Annotated in this window: 14 protein-coding genes; 3 read left to right on the top strand and 11 right to left on the bottom strand. The window is 52.8% G+C overall.

Annotated features, from left to right (window positions below):
- Positions 1-2 precede the first annotated feature (2 nt).
- Positions 3-470 (bottom strand): Lrp/AsnC family transcriptional regulator, encoded by a 468-nt coding sequence (locus tag CUN67_RS04635; protein ID WP_208714205.1) that lies wholly within the window; start codon positions 468-470, stop codon positions 3-5.
- A 115-nt stretch (positions 471-585) separates the two neighbouring features.
- Between CUN67_RS04635 and CUN67_RS04630 the strand changes: the two genes are divergently transcribed.
- A complete protein-coding gene (locus CUN67_RS04630) occupies positions 586-1620 on the top strand; it encodes a PLP-dependent cysteine synthase family protein (protein ID WP_208714204.1) in 1035 nt (344 codons plus the stop codon).
- Positions 1621-1654: 34 nt separating this feature from the next.
- On the opposite strand, the gene cof is transcribed toward CUN67_RS04630, so the two are convergent.
- Entirely contained in the window at positions 1655-2479 is an 825-nt protein-coding gene (gene cof / locus CUN67_RS04625) for an HMP-PP phosphatase (protein WP_208714203.1), read from the bottom strand.
- A 93-nt stretch (positions 2480-2572) separates the two neighbouring features.
- Here cof and CUN67_RS04620 point away from each other — a divergent pair, with 93 nt between their 5' ends.
- Both CUN67_RS04620 and queC read left to right on the top strand, forming a co-directional pair.
- The gene (locus CUN67_RS04620; RefSeq protein ID WP_208714202.1) at positions 2573-4300 is read left to right on the top strand and encodes an SgrR family transcriptional regulator; all 1728 of its coding nucleotides are present in this window, start codon (positions 2573-2575) and stop codon (positions 4298-4300) included.
- A 26-nt stretch (positions 4301-4326) separates the two neighbouring features.
- On the top strand, positions 4327-5022 hold the full coding sequence (gene queC / locus CUN67_RS04615; protein WP_208714201.1) for a 7-cyano-7-deazaguanine synthase QueC: 696 nt from the start codon (positions 4327-4329) through the stop codon (positions 5020-5022).
- Between the two features lie 43 nt (positions 5023-5065).
- Here the strand turns inward: queC and CUN67_RS04610 are convergent, their stop codons facing one another.
- From CUN67_RS04610 to bolA, 9 genes are all read right to left on the bottom strand, one after another.
- Positions 5066-5464, bottom strand: coding sequence for an acyl-CoA thioesterase (locus CUN67_RS04610; RefSeq protein ID WP_208714200.1), 399 nt, complete (start codon positions 5462-5464; stop codon positions 5066-5068).
- Between the two features lie 102 nt (positions 5465-5566).
- On the bottom strand, positions 5567-5890 hold the full coding sequence (locus CUN67_RS04605; RefSeq protein ID WP_208714199.1) for a helix-hairpin-helix domain-containing protein: 324 nt from the start codon (positions 5888-5890) through the stop codon (positions 5567-5569).
- Positions 5891-6029: 139 nt separating this feature from the next.
- Entirely contained in the window at positions 6030-7898 is a 1869-nt protein-coding gene (gene ppiD / locus CUN67_RS04600) for a peptidylprolyl isomerase (RefSeq protein WP_208714198.1), read from the bottom strand.
- A gap of 237 nt (positions 7899-8135) precedes the next feature.
- Positions 8136-8408, bottom strand: coding sequence for a nucleoid-associated protein HU-beta (hupB, locus tag CUN67_RS04595; protein ID WP_014606441.1), 273 nt, complete (start codon positions 8406-8408; stop codon positions 8136-8138).
- Positions 8409-8621: 213 nt separating this feature from the next.
- Entirely contained in the window at positions 8622-10976 is a 2355-nt protein-coding gene (gene lon, locus CUN67_RS04590) for an endopeptidase La (RefSeq protein WP_208714197.1), read from the bottom strand.
- 190 nt (positions 10977-11166) lie between these two features.
- The gene (gene clpX, locus CUN67_RS04585) at positions 11167-12438 is read right to left on the bottom strand and encodes an ATP-dependent protease ATP-binding subunit ClpX (protein WP_167136586.1); all 1272 of its coding nucleotides are present in this window, start codon (positions 12436-12438) and stop codon (positions 11167-11169) included.
- A gap of 129 nt (positions 12439-12567) precedes the next feature.
- Positions 12568-13191 (bottom strand): ATP-dependent Clp endopeptidase proteolytic subunit ClpP, encoded by a 624-nt coding sequence (gene clpP / locus CUN67_RS04580; protein WP_084873160.1) that lies wholly within the window; start codon positions 13189-13191, stop codon positions 12568-12570.
- Positions 13192-13528: 337 nt separating this feature from the next.
- The gene (gene tig, locus CUN67_RS04575; protein WP_208714196.1) at positions 13529-14833 is read right to left on the bottom strand and encodes a trigger factor; all 1305 of its coding nucleotides are present in this window, start codon (positions 14831-14833) and stop codon (positions 13529-13531) included.
- A 303-nt stretch (positions 14834-15136) separates the two neighbouring features.
- Complete coding sequence (gene bolA, locus CUN67_RS04570) at positions 15137-15451, bottom strand: transcriptional regulator BolA (RefSeq protein ID WP_084873155.1); 315 nt, start codon at positions 15449-15451, stop codon at positions 15137-15139.
- Between the last annotated feature and the right edge of the window lie 39 nt (positions 15452-15490).

Raw genomic sequence — 15490 nt, 5'->3', positions numbered from 1 at the left:
CTTTACCCGTTCGGGGCCACCGGCAATGCGGTTGTGTATTTAATCTCTTCCATGGCGAAGCTGGATGTCACATCAATCAGGCCCGGTACGCCATTCACCAGACGCTTATAAAAACCATCATAACTTTTCATATCCGCCACCTGAATACGCAGCAAATAGTCGTATTCCCCGGCCATACGGTAAAATGCCATCACTTCTGGCATCTGCTGGACGACGCTGACGAACTGCTGATACCAGTCACTGCTGTGTTGCTGCGTTTTGACAAACATAAACGCCGTCAACGCCAGGCCAATTTTTTCCCCGTCCAGCAACGCCACGCGCGCACGAATAATGCCATCATCTTCCAGCTTTTTCAGGCGTTTCCAGCACGGCGTAGTGGTGAGATTGACCGCATCCGCCAGCGCCTGTAGCGACAGAGTGCAATCCTGCTGCAATAATGCCAGCAGTTTACGGTCAGTTTTATCTAGCATTTGCCTCTCCGGGAGAAAATTTTTCTCTCATCGAGCCATTATACCCGGATTAAAGCAACCTCTTTTTCCTGCCAGTGCCTTAAACTGTGGCCATTCAATTTTGTGGAAACACAGCATGCAAACGCCCTGGATTCGTCACGCTATTAATGAAATTAACGCTGATTTTCAGCGTTCTGCCGATACCCACCTGATTCGCTTTACGCTGGATGATTTCCCCGGCATTCGTTTCTATCTGAAAGATGAAAGCACGCATCCCAGCGGCAGCCTGAAGCACCGTCTGGCACGGTCGTTATTTCTGTATGGTCTGGCAAATGGCTGGATCCGCCAGGGGACGCCAATCATTGAAGCATCTTCCGGCAGTACGGCGGTGTCAGAAGCCTACTTTGCCCGTCTGCTGGGACTGCCGTTTATCGCAGTAATGCCCGCCAGCACCGCCAAACGTAAAATTGAGCAGATCCGCTTTTATGGTGGCGAATGTCACTTCGTCAGCGATCCCTGCCAGCTTTACAGCGAATCAGAACGTCTGGCGCGTGAACTGAACGGTCATTTTATGGATCAGTTCACCTATGCCGAACGCGCCACGGACTGGCGTGGCAATAACAATATCGCCGAAAGCATTTTCCGCCAGATGGCGCATGAACCTTTCCCGGTGCCGCATACTTTGATCATGAGCGCTGGCACCGGCGGAACTTCCGCCACCCTGGGGCGCTATATTCGCTATCAGGGTTTTGACACCCGTCTGCTGGTGGTCGATCCACAGCATTCCGTATTTTTTGATTACTGGCATAGCCGTGATCACCAGCTGCGCAGCGATCGCGGCAGCAGGGTTGAAGGCATTGGCCGCCCACGCGTTGAGCCTTCGTTCATGCCTGATGTCATTGATGAAATGATAAAGGTGCCGGATGCGGCAACCATTGCAGCGATGCTGAAACTGGAGCAGATTTTGGGTCGGCGTCCCGGAGCCTCCACCGGCACTAACTTCTGGGGCATGATGCAGGTGGCAAAACGTATGCGCGAACAGGGTGAGCAGGGATCGCTGGTGACAATTTTATGCGACAGTGGTGAGCGTTATCCGGATACCTATTACGATGCGCAATGGGTGGCTGAGCACATTGGTGACATCACGCCGTGGCAGCGTGAACTGCAATAAAAAACCGGACATCCTGTCCGGTTCACTGCAATCCTCAGCATTCGGGGGAATAATCGAGGTGTGGTGTGGTCATCCAGTGATTTAAATAGTGAGACACCGCCTGTGTCTCGCAATGGCCAATAACCGGCAAATGGGGCAACACCGCTTTCAATTGATGCATGGCGTTGCCCATAATGAAGCCGTTACCTACCTGCTCCAGCATTTCGCGATCGTTCATGGCATCACCAAACGCCATACAATCCGCTAACGAAAGTGAAAGGTGCTGACACAGCCACGCCAGTGCGGCTCCCTTGTGACAAGCCAGCGGTAGCACTTCCAGACAATCCCAGGCAGAAAAACAAATGTTTGCACGTTCTCCCAGCGCTTCTCGCAGTTCGATTTCCAGCGAACGCAGCGTTTCATGGGGGGCAATAAAGCAAATCTTGGTGACTTCATGTGCCGACATGCGCTTCAGGTCACGCAGCTGATACTGGAAACCGCTCATCACATGCGCTTCACGCACAAAGGGCAGCGGTTTGTCGGTAAACCAGCCTTCATCATTAAATACATGGACAGACGCGGGGGTTTGCCAGTGACGATGAAGCACCTCTTCGGCGATAGATGGCGGCAAATCGCAGCCAAATAACAGGTTGCCATCCAGATCGTGAACACGCGTGCCATTCCCGGTAATCAGCCATGCAGGCAGCGTAATCAGCTCCTTCACGACCGGTTGCATATCCAGCAAATGACGTCCGGTGGCAAAGGTTAGCGTGACGTCACGATGGTGTAAGGCGTGCAGACTGGCGAGCGTTTCTTTGCCTAAACGATGCGTTGGCAGCAACAGCGTGCCATCCATATCAAATGCCGCGAGGCGGACCATGCGAATTCTCCTGTCGGTTTGAGGTCTTTACTATCGCCTGGTAATTACGGAACTAATAGTGAATACTTTTATAAAACTGTTCCGGGTTTAGAGATGCGCCAGCTTAATCGGGTCAATCAATTTCAGCGACTCTGGCAACTTAGCCAGGGTGAAACGCAACATCTGAGTGTCGCGACGATGGCGCAGCACTGTTTTTGCAGTGAACGCCACATCCGCACCCTGTTAGGGCAATGGCAGCAGGCCGGTTGGCTGAGCTGGCAGGGAACAGCAGGACGCGGTAAACAGGGAACGCTGGCCTTTCTCACCACGCCGGATCAGCTGCGTCAGCAACTGTTGCAGCAGCAGCTCGCAGCAGGCGAAGCCGCGCAGGCATTGCAGGTGCTGGATGTGCAACCGGACCATTTGCTGAATATGCTGCGTCCATTAATGGGAGGGCAGTGGCTGAATCAGGCACCCGTGCTACGTATTCCTTACTATCGCTCCCTCGAAGCCTTGCTTCCGCTGCATCTGACTGGCCGTGCCGAGCAACACCTCGCCCGTCAGATCTTTTCCGGGCTGACGCGCTTCAGGGACAATGATGTTGAGGGCGACTTAGCCCATCACTGGCAACATGATGAAAGCGGCTGCGACTGGTTTTTCTGGCTAAGACCGCAGCTCAGCTGGCATAACGATGAACCGCTGTATGCCACGCAATTGGTCACGCAGCTCCACAAGATTCTGCGAAGCGCACCAGGATTACGGCTGCTGGCTTCGGTTGAAAGCATCACCGCTCCCCACCCGCTGGCACTGCGCATCCGCCTGCGCCACAGTGACTACTGGCTACCGCAACGCCTGGCTCACCAGTTTTGCCTGTTGCCACACCCGGAACTGGAGGACATCGGCAGCGGTGCCTGGAAGCTGGCGCATTTCACCGACGAACTGGTGCGACTGGAAAGCCACGCGCGCTGGCATCTGCAACGGCCGTTGATCCAGGCCGTTGAATACTGGATCACCCCGCAATTGTTTGATCGTACTCTTGGCACCAGCTGTCGCCATCCGGTGCAAATCGCCATTGGCGATCCTGACGAGCTGGATGCTCTGCGTCCGGTCGATCGCAGCATCAGCCTGGGATTCTGCTACCTGGCACCACGCATCTCGTCCCGGCTCAGCTCTGCACAAGCCAAAACGCTGATTTCCCTGATTCAGCGTAGCGGCATGATCCAGCAGCTGCCGCTGGATGAGGGGCTCATCACGCCAAGCCAGGAGCTGCTGCCCGGTTGGCCTGTTCCCCCACCCGCCGAAGAAAGTGTGACGCTGCCTGCCACACTGACTTTGCATTATCACCTGCCGGTTGAACTTCATGTGATGGCTGAGGCGCTAAAACCCTTGCTGGCAAGATATGGCTGCCAGCTGACCTGCATTTTCCATGATGTGAAAAGCTGGCGCGATGAACGCGAGCTGGCCGGGGCAGACGTGGTCATGGGGGATCGTCTGATTGGCGATGCGCCGCTGTTTACCCTTATCAGCTGGCTGGAGAACGACCCGCTATGGCAACCGCTCAGGGGAGCGCAAAGTGAGATCGATTTACGTCAACATTTGCGCGAGATCGCACAACAACAGAATCCACAACAGCGTGCTATTCTTAGCCACCAGCTGTTTGAGCAACTGATGCGCGCCGGTTATCTGCTGCCGTTATTTAATTATCGCTACCAGATTTCTGCCCCACCCGGCGTGGAAGGCATTCAACTTAACAGCCTGGGCTGGTTCGACTTCACACGCGCCTGGATACCACCGCCAGCCGCAGTCGATACTGTTCATCACACACCTGAGCCATTACCATAGCGGCTCGGTTTTATACGGAAGAAAAGATGAAAAGAGCCGTTGTAGTTTTCAGTGGCGGACAAGACTCCACCACCTGCCTGATTCAGGCGTTGCAACAATATGATGAAGTGCATTGCGTCACCTTTGATTATGGTCAGCGCCATCGCGAAGAAATTGAGGTGGCATCCGAACTGGCGCAAAAGCTCGGTGCACGGGCGCACAAAGTGCTGGATGTGACGTTGCTGAACGAATTAGCCGTCAGCAGCCTGACGCGCGATAACATCCCGGTCCCGGCTTATGATCCTGAAGCCAGTGGTTTACCAAGCACCTTTGTTCCAGGCCGTAACATCCTGTTTTTAACGCTGGCCTCAATTTATGCCTATCAGGTTGAAGCCGAAGCGGTGATCACCGGCGTGTGCGAAACTGACTTCTCCGGCTATCCTGACTGCCGTGATGAGTTTGTTAAGGCCCTGAATAATGCCGTCAGCCTGGGAATGGCGCGCAATATTCGTTTCGAAACGCCGCTGATGTGGCTGAACAAAGCCGAAACCTGGGCGCTGGCCGACTACTGGCAGCAACTGCCGCTGGTACGTGCCGAAACGCTAACCTGCTATAACGGCGTAAAAGGCGATGGGTGTGGCGAATGTGCCGCCTGCCATTTACGTGCGCGTGGTCTGGCGGATTACCAGGCGAATGCGGCGGCGATTATGGCGCAGATGAAACAGAAAAGTGCTCTGGCCTGATCCCTCCAAAATAGGCTGGCGTCGCTGACGCCAGCTCTGTCAGTTAAACCATCAGTGCTGCCAGACGTTCGCGAAGTTCCCCTTCCAGCGGCACGGCTTTTTGCGTGCGCAAATCAATGCACACAAAAGTTAATGCCGCATCAGCCACCGGCGTACCATCACTGGCGAGCAACACGCGTTGCGAAATGACGCCACTCTTGCCATTCAATTGAGCAATTTCACTCTCAATGGTGAGTACGTCGCCCAGCACCGCCGGGCGGCGATAATTAATGTTGATATTTACCACCACAAAGGCGAGTTTCTGCTGTACCAGCCAGTTGAACGCATCAACATCTTCCAGCCACTGCCAGCGCGCTTCCTCCAGAAATTCCAGGTAACGCGCGTTGTTAACATGCTGATAGACATCAAGATGGTAGCCGCGCACTTTGATTGTGGTCTGCATTGTTGCTCCTGATTAGGCTGAGAATGCCAACTGGTTGGACCTGTTGAGCATAGCACAGCGTAGATGCAGGTCTGCTTCATCCTTCATGAGTCGCGAGCTTTCTCACAATTTCAGCCGGGCGCTATTACGTTCAACCAACGCACTGCCAATGCCTGGCACCTCCTTTAATTGATCAATCGTGGTAAACGGGCCGTACTGCTCCCGATAGCTGACGATGGACTGGGCTTTCTTCAGACCGATGCCATTCATGGCGGCGGCGAGTTCCTCAGCCGTTGCTTCATTGATGCTGATCTGCCCTTCTGCCGGTGACGAAACCTGTGTGGCCTGAGTTTCACTGGGGCTTTCCGCCGCAGCCAGGCTGGAGGTAGCGACCGTGCCGGCCAGGGCCAGCGAGAAGAATAAAACCTGAAAAGTGTGTTTGACCATGCTGTGTCTCTCCTTGTGTTTAACAGCAGATGCAGAGTGTCACAGCGTGGATAAAGGCTCAAAAGCGGAAAATCAGAAATGGAAAAGGCCGCATAAGCGGCCTTTGGTTGTTTCAGCGGTTCTGATTTTTTTGCGAGGCTTACTGCATTTGTGCGGCTGCGCCGTACTTGATTTTGGCGTCTTTACGCAGGTTTTCCAGCAGGGCTTCGAAGGCAATCTGCGCGTTATTCTGCGTCACACCTTTCACCATCTGGTCAATCTGCGGCTGCGGCATGCTACCCGCGCTGACTTTGTCCAGCGCCACCAGTACCACGTTGCCTTGCATATCTTCGCTCACACCCCAGGACGGTTTGTTATCCGCTGGCTGTGGCAGATTAAACGCTGACTGCGCGACCGGATCCTGCGCATTGCGATCAACCGATTTGCTGGCGCTGAGCGTCAGGCCTGCGGCTTGCAACACATCCTGCTTACCGGCGTTGAGATCGGCCAACAGTTTGTTCGCCTGCTCTTTCGCCTGCTGCGTGGCCTTATCATGCTTCAGCGTATCGGCAATTTGCGCTTTCACCTGATCCAGCGGCTTCACTGCTTCAGGTTTATGTTCGCTGATACGCAATACAAACGCGCGATCGCCATCTACAGAGATGATGTCCGAGTTATTGCCCGGCGCACCGTTCTGGCCCACGAGACCACCGTTGAAAATCGCCTGTTTAACCGCGTCGAAATCCAGATCCTGCGGCAAGCTGTCCTGGCTGAACCAGTCAGTTTCCACCACTTTCAGACCTGAAGCCTCAGCAGCACCTGCCAGGGATTCGTTATCATTGCTGGCTGCTTCGCTGACTTTCTGCTGCATTTTATAGAAAGCATCCACCGCTTTTTCCTGCTTCACTTTGTCAGCAACGGCAGCATGCACTTCTGCCAGCGGTTTCACCTGCTCCGGCTGGATATCATCCAGGCGCGCAACCAGGAAGCCCACGGATGACTTGATCACGCCAGAGAGCTGACCTTTCTCCGTCAGGTTGGCGTTTTTCAGTTCATCCGGAGTGGTGTTCGGTTCCAGCCAGCCCATGTCACCGCCTTTGCGTGCGGAGATCGGGTCGATGGATTTACTCTTCGCCAGCGTCGCAAAATCTTCGCCTTTTTTCAGCGCATCCAGCACGGCATTCGCATCGGCTTCCGTTTTGGTCTGAATCACGCTGTAACGGTTACGCTGCGGCTGAGAATAATCGGCTTTATGCTGATCGAACCAGCTCTGGATATCTGCTTCGCTGGCCGTTTCCTGCAGGCTGGCAGCATCCATTTTGATGTAACTCACGCGGAACTGCTCAGGCGCCATAAAGCTGCTCTGATGCTGCTGATAATACTGGCTGATTTCATCGTCCGTGACGGTTTGTTTTGCCGCCAGCGCATTGACATCAATCGTCGCCTGACGAATTTCACGCTGCTGTGCCACCAAATCAACCAGTTTGCTGGTTTCGCCTTTCAGCATGAAATCGGTGTTAGCCACCGCGTTGATCAGCTGCTGTGTCGCCAGCTGCTTACGCAACGCTTCGGCGTATTGGTCAGCGGTGAACCCCATGCTGGTGATCAGACCGTTATATTTGACGTTGTCGAACTTACCATTGGTCTGGAAAGCCTGCTGGCTGAAAATCGCCTGCTTGACCTGGTCATCGCTGATACCAATGTGTAAATCTTTGATGTACTGATCCAGCAGAGCCTGATCGATCAACTGAGAAAGCGCCTGCTGACGCATCTGCTGCATATAGCCTTCGTTGCTGGCCAGCTGCGAGAATTGATCACCCAGCATCTGTTGCTGGCGATTACGCTCATTGTTATAAGCCTGCTCCAGCTCTGCCCGGCTGATTTCGTGGCCGTTCACTTTGGCAGCATAATCACTGTTACCACCAATCAGGTAGTTGCCCACCCCGGTCAGTACAAAGGACAGGATAATCAATCCCAGAATGATTTTGAGCACGACGTGATTTCCCGCCGCACGTAAATTGTCCATCATGGTATGACAACACTCCGCTGTAGTGTGAATGTAAAGCTCTGACACGATGTCATCATCGTGCAGCTGCAGTTCAGGCTGGCAGCTGGCAACCCTGCGGAGACAAGAGCCAAAGGCTTTTTGCTGCGCATCAGAATAAAAAAGGCACATCAAAAATGATGTGCCCGTATGTTACATGAGAACGGCTTTTGCGTCCTCAATCCATCGAAGAAAATGCTTCAACGGATGTGACAACAGTCATTAATTGACGGCGTCTTTCAGTGCCTTACCAGCACGGAAGCCCGGCACTTTACCAGCCGGAATGGTGATTTCTTTACCGGTTTGCGGGTTACGGCCGGTGCGAGCAGCGCGCTCACGAACAGAGAAAGTACCGAAACCAACCAGTGCCACTTCATCACCGCCTTTCAGCGCATCAGAAACGGAGCCCATGAATGCATCTAATACACGTCCCGCTGCCGCTTTAGAAATATCCGCATCCGCAGCAATTTTGTCGATCAACTGTGACTTATTCACTCTATTCATCCCCTCTTTTATTATTCACATCGTATCCGAGCTTCCCGCCGGGTACGAACGCGCAGCCAGTTATATCAAGCCTGACGAGCCGAAACAACGGTATTCATCTTAATCGTTGATCCAGCAGCCCCCTAACTTAGCGGCACAAAAAAAGGCTGGCAAGCACCATTTGGCCTGCCAGCCTCGCTTTTTAGCGGTTTTTGCCGCTAATCACTATTTTGCTGTCGCAACCAGCATCCCGTAAGGCGCATTTTCCAGTGCCAGATTCAGCACCTCTTCAATGCGTTTCACCGGATGAATGGTCAGATCGGCAATCACGTTCTGTGGAATTTCTTCCAGATCGCGTTTGTTTTCATCCGGGATCAGCACCGTTTTGATGCCGCCACGGTGTGCTGCCAGCAGTTTTTCTTTCAAACCACCGATTGGCAGTACCTGACCACGCAGCGTGATTTCACCGGTCATCGCCACATCAGAACGTACCGGGTTACCGGTCAGACAGGACACCAGCGCAGTACACATCGCGATACCTGCGCTCGGACCATCTTTCGGCGTCGCACCTTCTGGCACGTGAACGTGGATATCGCGTTTCTCATAGAAATCGCCATTGATACCCAGTTTTTCAGCGCGTGCACGGACCACGGTCAACGCGGCCTGGATGGACTCCTGCATCACTTCACCCAGTGAACCGGTATAGGTCAGTTTACCTTTACCCGGTACACAAGCGGTTTCAATGGTCAGCAGATCGCCACCCACTTCTGTCCACGCCAACCCGGTCACCTGGCCCACACGGTTTTCGCTATCGGCACGACCATAGTCAAAGCGTTGTACCCCAAGGAAATCTTTGAGGTTGTCACCATTGATGCTGATGTGCTTTTTCTCTTTGTCCATCAGCAACGCTTTCACCGCTTTACGGCACAGCTTGGAGAGTTCACGCTCAAGGCTACGCACGCCCGCTTCACGGGTATAGTAACGGATGATGCCCATAATCGCGCTGTCGTCGACGCTGATTTCTTTCTCTTTCAGCGCATTACGCTCAATCTGTTTCGGCAGCAGATGCTGTTTCGCGATGTTCAGTTTTTCATCTTCGGTGTAACCGGAAAGACGAATAACTTCCATACGGTCAAGCAACGGTGCCGGGATGTTCATCGAGTTTGAGGTCGCCACGAACATCACGTCTGACAGATCGTAATCCACTTCCAGATAGTGATCGTTAAAGGCGATGTTCTGTTCCGGATCCAGCACCTCAAGCAGTGCTGAAGCAGGATCGCCACGCATGTCCGAAGACATTTTGTCGATCTCATCCAGCAGGAACAGCGGGTTTTTCACCCCGACTTTCGCCATTTTCTGGATCAGTTTACCCGGCATAGAACCGATGTAAGTACGACGATGACCGCGGATTTCCGCCTCATCACGCACCCCACCCAGCGCCATACGGACATACTTACGGCCTGTCGCTTTGGCGATAGACTGGCCCAGCGAGGTTTTACCTACCCCCGGCGGTCCGACCAGACACAGGATCGGGCCTTTGATTTTGCTGACGCGACTTTGCACCGCAAGATACTCAAGAATGCGATCTTTCACGCGTTCCAGACCGTAGTGATCGGTATCCAGCGTTTCCTGGGCTTTGCGCAGGTCTTTCTTCACTTTGCTGCGCGCATTCCACGGTACCTGCACCATCCAGTCGATGTAGCCACGTACCACGGTCGCTTCAGCTGACATCGGTGACATCATTTTCAGCTTCTGCAGTTCAGCTTCGGCTTTTTCGCGCGCTTCGTCCGGCATTTTTGCCGCGTCAATTTTGCGTTTCAGCGCTTCATATTCATCAGGCGCATCATCCATCTCGCCCAACTCTTTCTGAATCGCCTTCATCTGTTCATTCAGGTAATACTCGCGCTGGCTTTTCTCCATCTGCTTTTTCACGCGGTTGCGAATACGCTTCTCAACCTGCAGCAGATCGATTTCAGACTCCATCATCGCCATCAGATATTCCAGACGTTCGTTAACGTCGGACATCTCCAGCACCGATTGTTTGTCTGCCAGTTTCAACGGCATATGCGCCGCAACGGTGTCAGCCAGACGGGCTGCATCGTCAATACTATTCAGTGAGGTCAGGACCTCTGGAGGAATTTTTTTGTTGAGCTTGATGTAGCCTTCAAATTGATTGATGGCGGTACGGACCAGCACTTCCTGCTCGCGCTCTTCAATTTCTGGCGAGATCAGATATTCAGCCTGGGCTACAAAGTGGTCGCCGTTGTCTGCCAGCGTGGTGATGTGAGCACGCTGTAAGCCTTCAACCAGCACTTTGACCGTGCCGTCCGGCAGCTTCAGCATCTGCAATACCGAAGCGACGGTCCCTACAGAGAAGAGATCGTTAATACCAGGTTCATCCGTTGAAGCCTCTTTCTGTGCAACCAGCATGATTTTTTTATCATGATCCATCGCGGCTTCGAGGCACCGAATCGATTTTTCCCGACCAACAAACAACGGAATTACCATGTGCGGATAAACCACCACGTCGCGCAACGGCAACACGGGGATTTCAATGCGTTCAGAACGCTCAGGATTCATAGAGCTCTCTCTTAGTTTAATGTCCGCCAGGTGATGGGAACCGCCTGAACACAGTCAATATGCAGTTAAACCCACAGGATATTGAGTATATGGGGATGCTTATCCGACATTCAATGTCACAGGCGTGAGAAAAACAAAAGGGGAAAGATTTTCCCCTTTTTTAAGATAACAACGTGGTTTAATTGTTTATTTATTCGCCAGAAGCCTGCGCTTCGTGCTTACCATAAATCAACATCGGCTCTGATTGACCATCAATAACCGACTCATCAATCACGACTTTCTCCACGTCTTCCATTGAAGGCAGGTCGTACATGGTTTCAAGTAACGCACCTTCCACGATTGAACGCAGACCACGCGCACCGGTTTTACGTGACATCGCTTTCTTAGCAATCGCCGTCAGCGCTTCATCACGGAACTCCAGCTCCACACCTTCCAGGTTAAACAACGCCTGGTACTGTTTGGTCAGGGCGTTTTTCGGTTCACGCAGGATCTGAATCAGTGCTTCTTCACTCAGCTCATTCAGCGTGGCCACCACGGGCAGACGACCAATAAACTCAGGAATCAGACCGAACTTGATCAGATCCTCTGGTTCCACCTGTGACAGCAGTTCACCTTCGCTCGCTTTCTGCGATTTGCCTTTCACCGTCGCACCAAAACCAATACCTGAACCGGTTTCTACGCGCTGGGAAATCACTTTATCGAGACCGGCGAATGCACCACCACAGATGAACAGGATCTTCGAGGTATCAACCTGCAAAAACTCCTGCTGCGGATGCTTACGACCACCCTGCGGCGGTACGGCAGCCACGGTGCCTTCGATCAGTTTCAGCAACGCCTGCTGCACGCCTTCGCCCGATACGTCACGGGTGATTGACGGGTTGTCAGACTTGCGTGAAATCTTGTCGATTTCATCGATGTAGACAATGCCACGCTGGGCTTTCTGCACATCGTAATCACATTTCTGCAGCAGTTTCTGGATGATGTTTTCCACATCTTCGCCCACATAACCCGCTTCAGTCAGCGTGGTCGCATCGGCCATGGTAAACGGCACATCCAGCAAACGTGCCAGCGTTTCCGCTAACAGGGTTTTCCCACTACCGGTTGGACCGATCAACAGAATGTTACTTTTGCCCAGTTCGATACCATTGCTGGTGTCGCCATTGCGCAAACGCTTGTAGTGGTTGTACACCGCCACAGCCAGCACCTTTTTCGCCTTTTCCTGACCGATGACATAATCATCGAGATGATGGCGGATTTCATGCGGCGTCGGCAGTGCACTACGCTCGCGATGCGGGGCAACCTCTTTAATCTCTTCGCGAATGATGTCGTTACACAAATCGACACATTCGTCGCAGATATACACTGACGGCCCGGCAATCAGCTTACGCACTTCATGCTGGCTTTTGCCGCAAAAAGAGCAGTACAGCAACTTACCTGAACCGTCTTTGCGCTTATCTGTCATCAGCTAACCTCTTTTCGTTCTCAGGCCATACAGGCGTACGGCACTGGCCGTGCATTTACGGCCGATATTCATTCAACCCACCTGCCCTTCGTCCTGTTAACTATAGCGCAGGAGCCGGGCAGATGTGTCTTATTGGCGATGCGTCAAAATGGAGTCGACAAGGCCATACTCTACCGCTTCACTGGCAGAGAGGAAACGATCGCGCTCAGTGTCGCGTTCGATCTGCTCCAGCGATTTGCCGGTATGCTCAGCCATCAGCTCATTCATACGCTGCTTAACTTTCAGAATCTCACGCGCATGGATTTCAATATCCGTGGCCTGCCCCTGATAGCCACCCAGCGGCTGGTGAATCATGACGCGCGAGTTAGGCAGGCAGAAGCGTTTGCCTTTCGTGCCTGCGGTCAGCAGGAACGCACCCATAGAACAAGCCTGGCCCATACAAATGGTGCTCACATCCGGCTTGATGAATTTCATTGTGTCATAAATTGACATACCGGCGGTAATCACACCACCCGGTGAGTTAATGTAGAGGTAGATGTCCTTCTCAGGATTCTCCGCTTCCAGAAACAGCATCTGCGCCACGATCAGGTTAGCCATATGATCTTCAACCTGGCCGGTCAGGAAGATCACGCGCTCTTTGAGCAGGCGGGAATAGATGTCGTAAGAACGCTCGCCGCGCGAGGTTTGCTCGACCACCATTGGCACCAGCGCCATCTGCGGTGCAGTAAATTCACGATCGCCACTGTATGACATTACCGTCTCCTGGATAAATTTCGTTGGCAACATTCTGTACCGATTTTACGTGAGGCGTGCGATGAAAACCATGCGCTGCCTCCTCACTCCGACACCAACAGGACGGTTAATCAGTCAGTTTCACTGTCTTCATGCATTCTCCCTGTATCTGGGGATGCTGCCCAGTTATTTCAAGCATAACAACCTTTTCCCCAATCGCTAACACGGAAAAAGAGCTTAGCGAATAATTTGCCGATTAATTAATCAAATAGAAGACAAATCCAGGGTCTTTGGCAAAAAAAATAAAAAGCCCGCGACTTTTTGGTCGCGGGCTTCGCACTTCGTGTTAACTAACGAATCAGGCTGAAGCAGTCTGGTTCATCAGTTCCTGGAAGTTAGTGGCTTTGTCGGTAACTTTCGCTTTTTCCAGTACCGCTTCAACCGCTTGCTCTTCCAGAGCAACGTTGCGCATGTTGTTCATCAGCTCGTTGTTCTTGCTGTAGAACTCGATCACTTCCTGCGGATCTTCGTAAGCAGAAGCCATCTCTTCGATCAGCGCTTTAACGCGAGTTTCATCCGCCTGCAGCTCATTGGTACGAATCACTTCGCCCAGCAGCAGACCAACAACAACGCGGCGTTTCGCCTGCTCTTCGAACAGCTCGCGCGGCAATTCCAGCGCTTGCTTCTCGTTGCCACCGAAACGCTGAGCCGCCTGGCGACGCAGAACATCGATTTCGCTGTCGATCAGGGCAGCCGGCACGTCGATAGCGTTGGCGTTAACCAGGCCATCAATCGCCTGAGACTTCAGACGGTTACGGATTGCGCCTTTCAGCTCGCGTTCCATGTTCTTACGAACTTCAGTACGCAGACCCGCTACTGAACCATCTTCCACGCCAAAACGCTGGATGAATTCTTCGGTCAGTTCCGGCAGTTCACGTACTTCAACTTTTTTCAGTACGATTTCGAACTTCGCGTCTTTACCTTTCAGGTTTTCCGCGTGGTAATCTTCCGGGAATTTCACGTCGATGGTGAAGGTTTCACCGGCTTTGTGACCCACAACGCCTTCTTCGAAGCCCGGGATCATGCGGCCCTGGCCCATAGCCAGAACGAAGTCAGAAGCTTTACCACCTTCAAACTCTTCGCCGTCAACAGAACCGGTGAAGTCGATGGTAGCGCGATCTTCAGCGCCAGCGGCTGCATCGCTGTCTTTCCAGGTTGCCTGCTGCTTGCGCAGGGTTTCCAGCATGGTATCGACGTCAGCGTCGGTCACTTCAACAACCGGCTTCTCAACTTCGATAGCGTCGAGACCTTTCAGCTCAACTTCCGGATAGACTTCGAATTCAACCGTAAAGGTGAAGTCTTCACCCTGCTTGTACTCACCTGGAACGTAGTTCGGTGCGCCAGCCGGATTAATTTTTTCTTTAATGATGGCGTCAACAAAGTTGCGCTGCATCAGATCGCCCAGCACGTCCTGGCGAACAGATGCACCGTAGCGCTGGGCTACGATATGCATCGGCACTTTGCCTTTACGGAAACCATCGATACGGACTTTCTTCGCCACATCCACCAGTTCTTTCTTCACTGCGCTTTCGATGCTGTCAGCTGCAACAGTAATCGTAATGCGACGGCCCAGACCCTGAGTGGTTTCTACTGAAACTGTCATCTTGCTACCTCAAAAAATCACGTGCTCGGTCAACTTCAGACACCACACATATGAAATGCGCCGTATCCAACTAGCGGGAGGGCATCTGCTGACAGAACCTGTTCCCTGTTGTCAGAAGCTCCCGAAGACATTCCGGAAAAATAGACGCCGCATTATAGCGGCATCACCGGGGCGAGTCGAGGCTGCAAAGTCACCACTTTTAAACGGTTTTGCTGCTTTTTTGCGCCGCAGATCGCGTTTAGGCGTAAATAAGGAAGAGAAAACGGCCCGCAGGCCGTTTGTATATAGATAAAGTAAGAAAAATCAGGCGAGCGTTCCAGCACCACGACAATTAGGGGAAGCCAGCACGGTATCCTGTAAGCCATCCCACTCTTTTTGTGTGTAGGTATGCAGAGCCAGCGCATGCACGCCCCCGGCAAACTCTGCGGTCAGCTCGCTATAAATGGAGCGATGGCGGGCTAAAAAACGCTGACCGGTAAAGCAGTCGCTGACGATCACCACTTTAAAGTGACTTTCAGAACCAGCAGGCACGTTATGACGGTAGCTTTCATCGTGCACTTCGAGGTGTGCAGGGTCGAATGCCTTACGCAGCTTTTCTTCTATTTCTTCGCGGATCATTGTTAACACTCCTCTACGGCGAGCGCTGTGCCTCATCTG

The organism is Pantoea cypripedii (genome assembly GCF_011395035.1).
Classification (GTDB): Bacteria; Pseudomonadota; Gammaproteobacteria; order Enterobacterales; family Enterobacteriaceae; genus Pantoea; species Pantoea cypripedii_A.
Note: the sequence above shows the minus strand (reverse complement) of the source record. Positions and strands in the feature narration are given on the sequence as shown.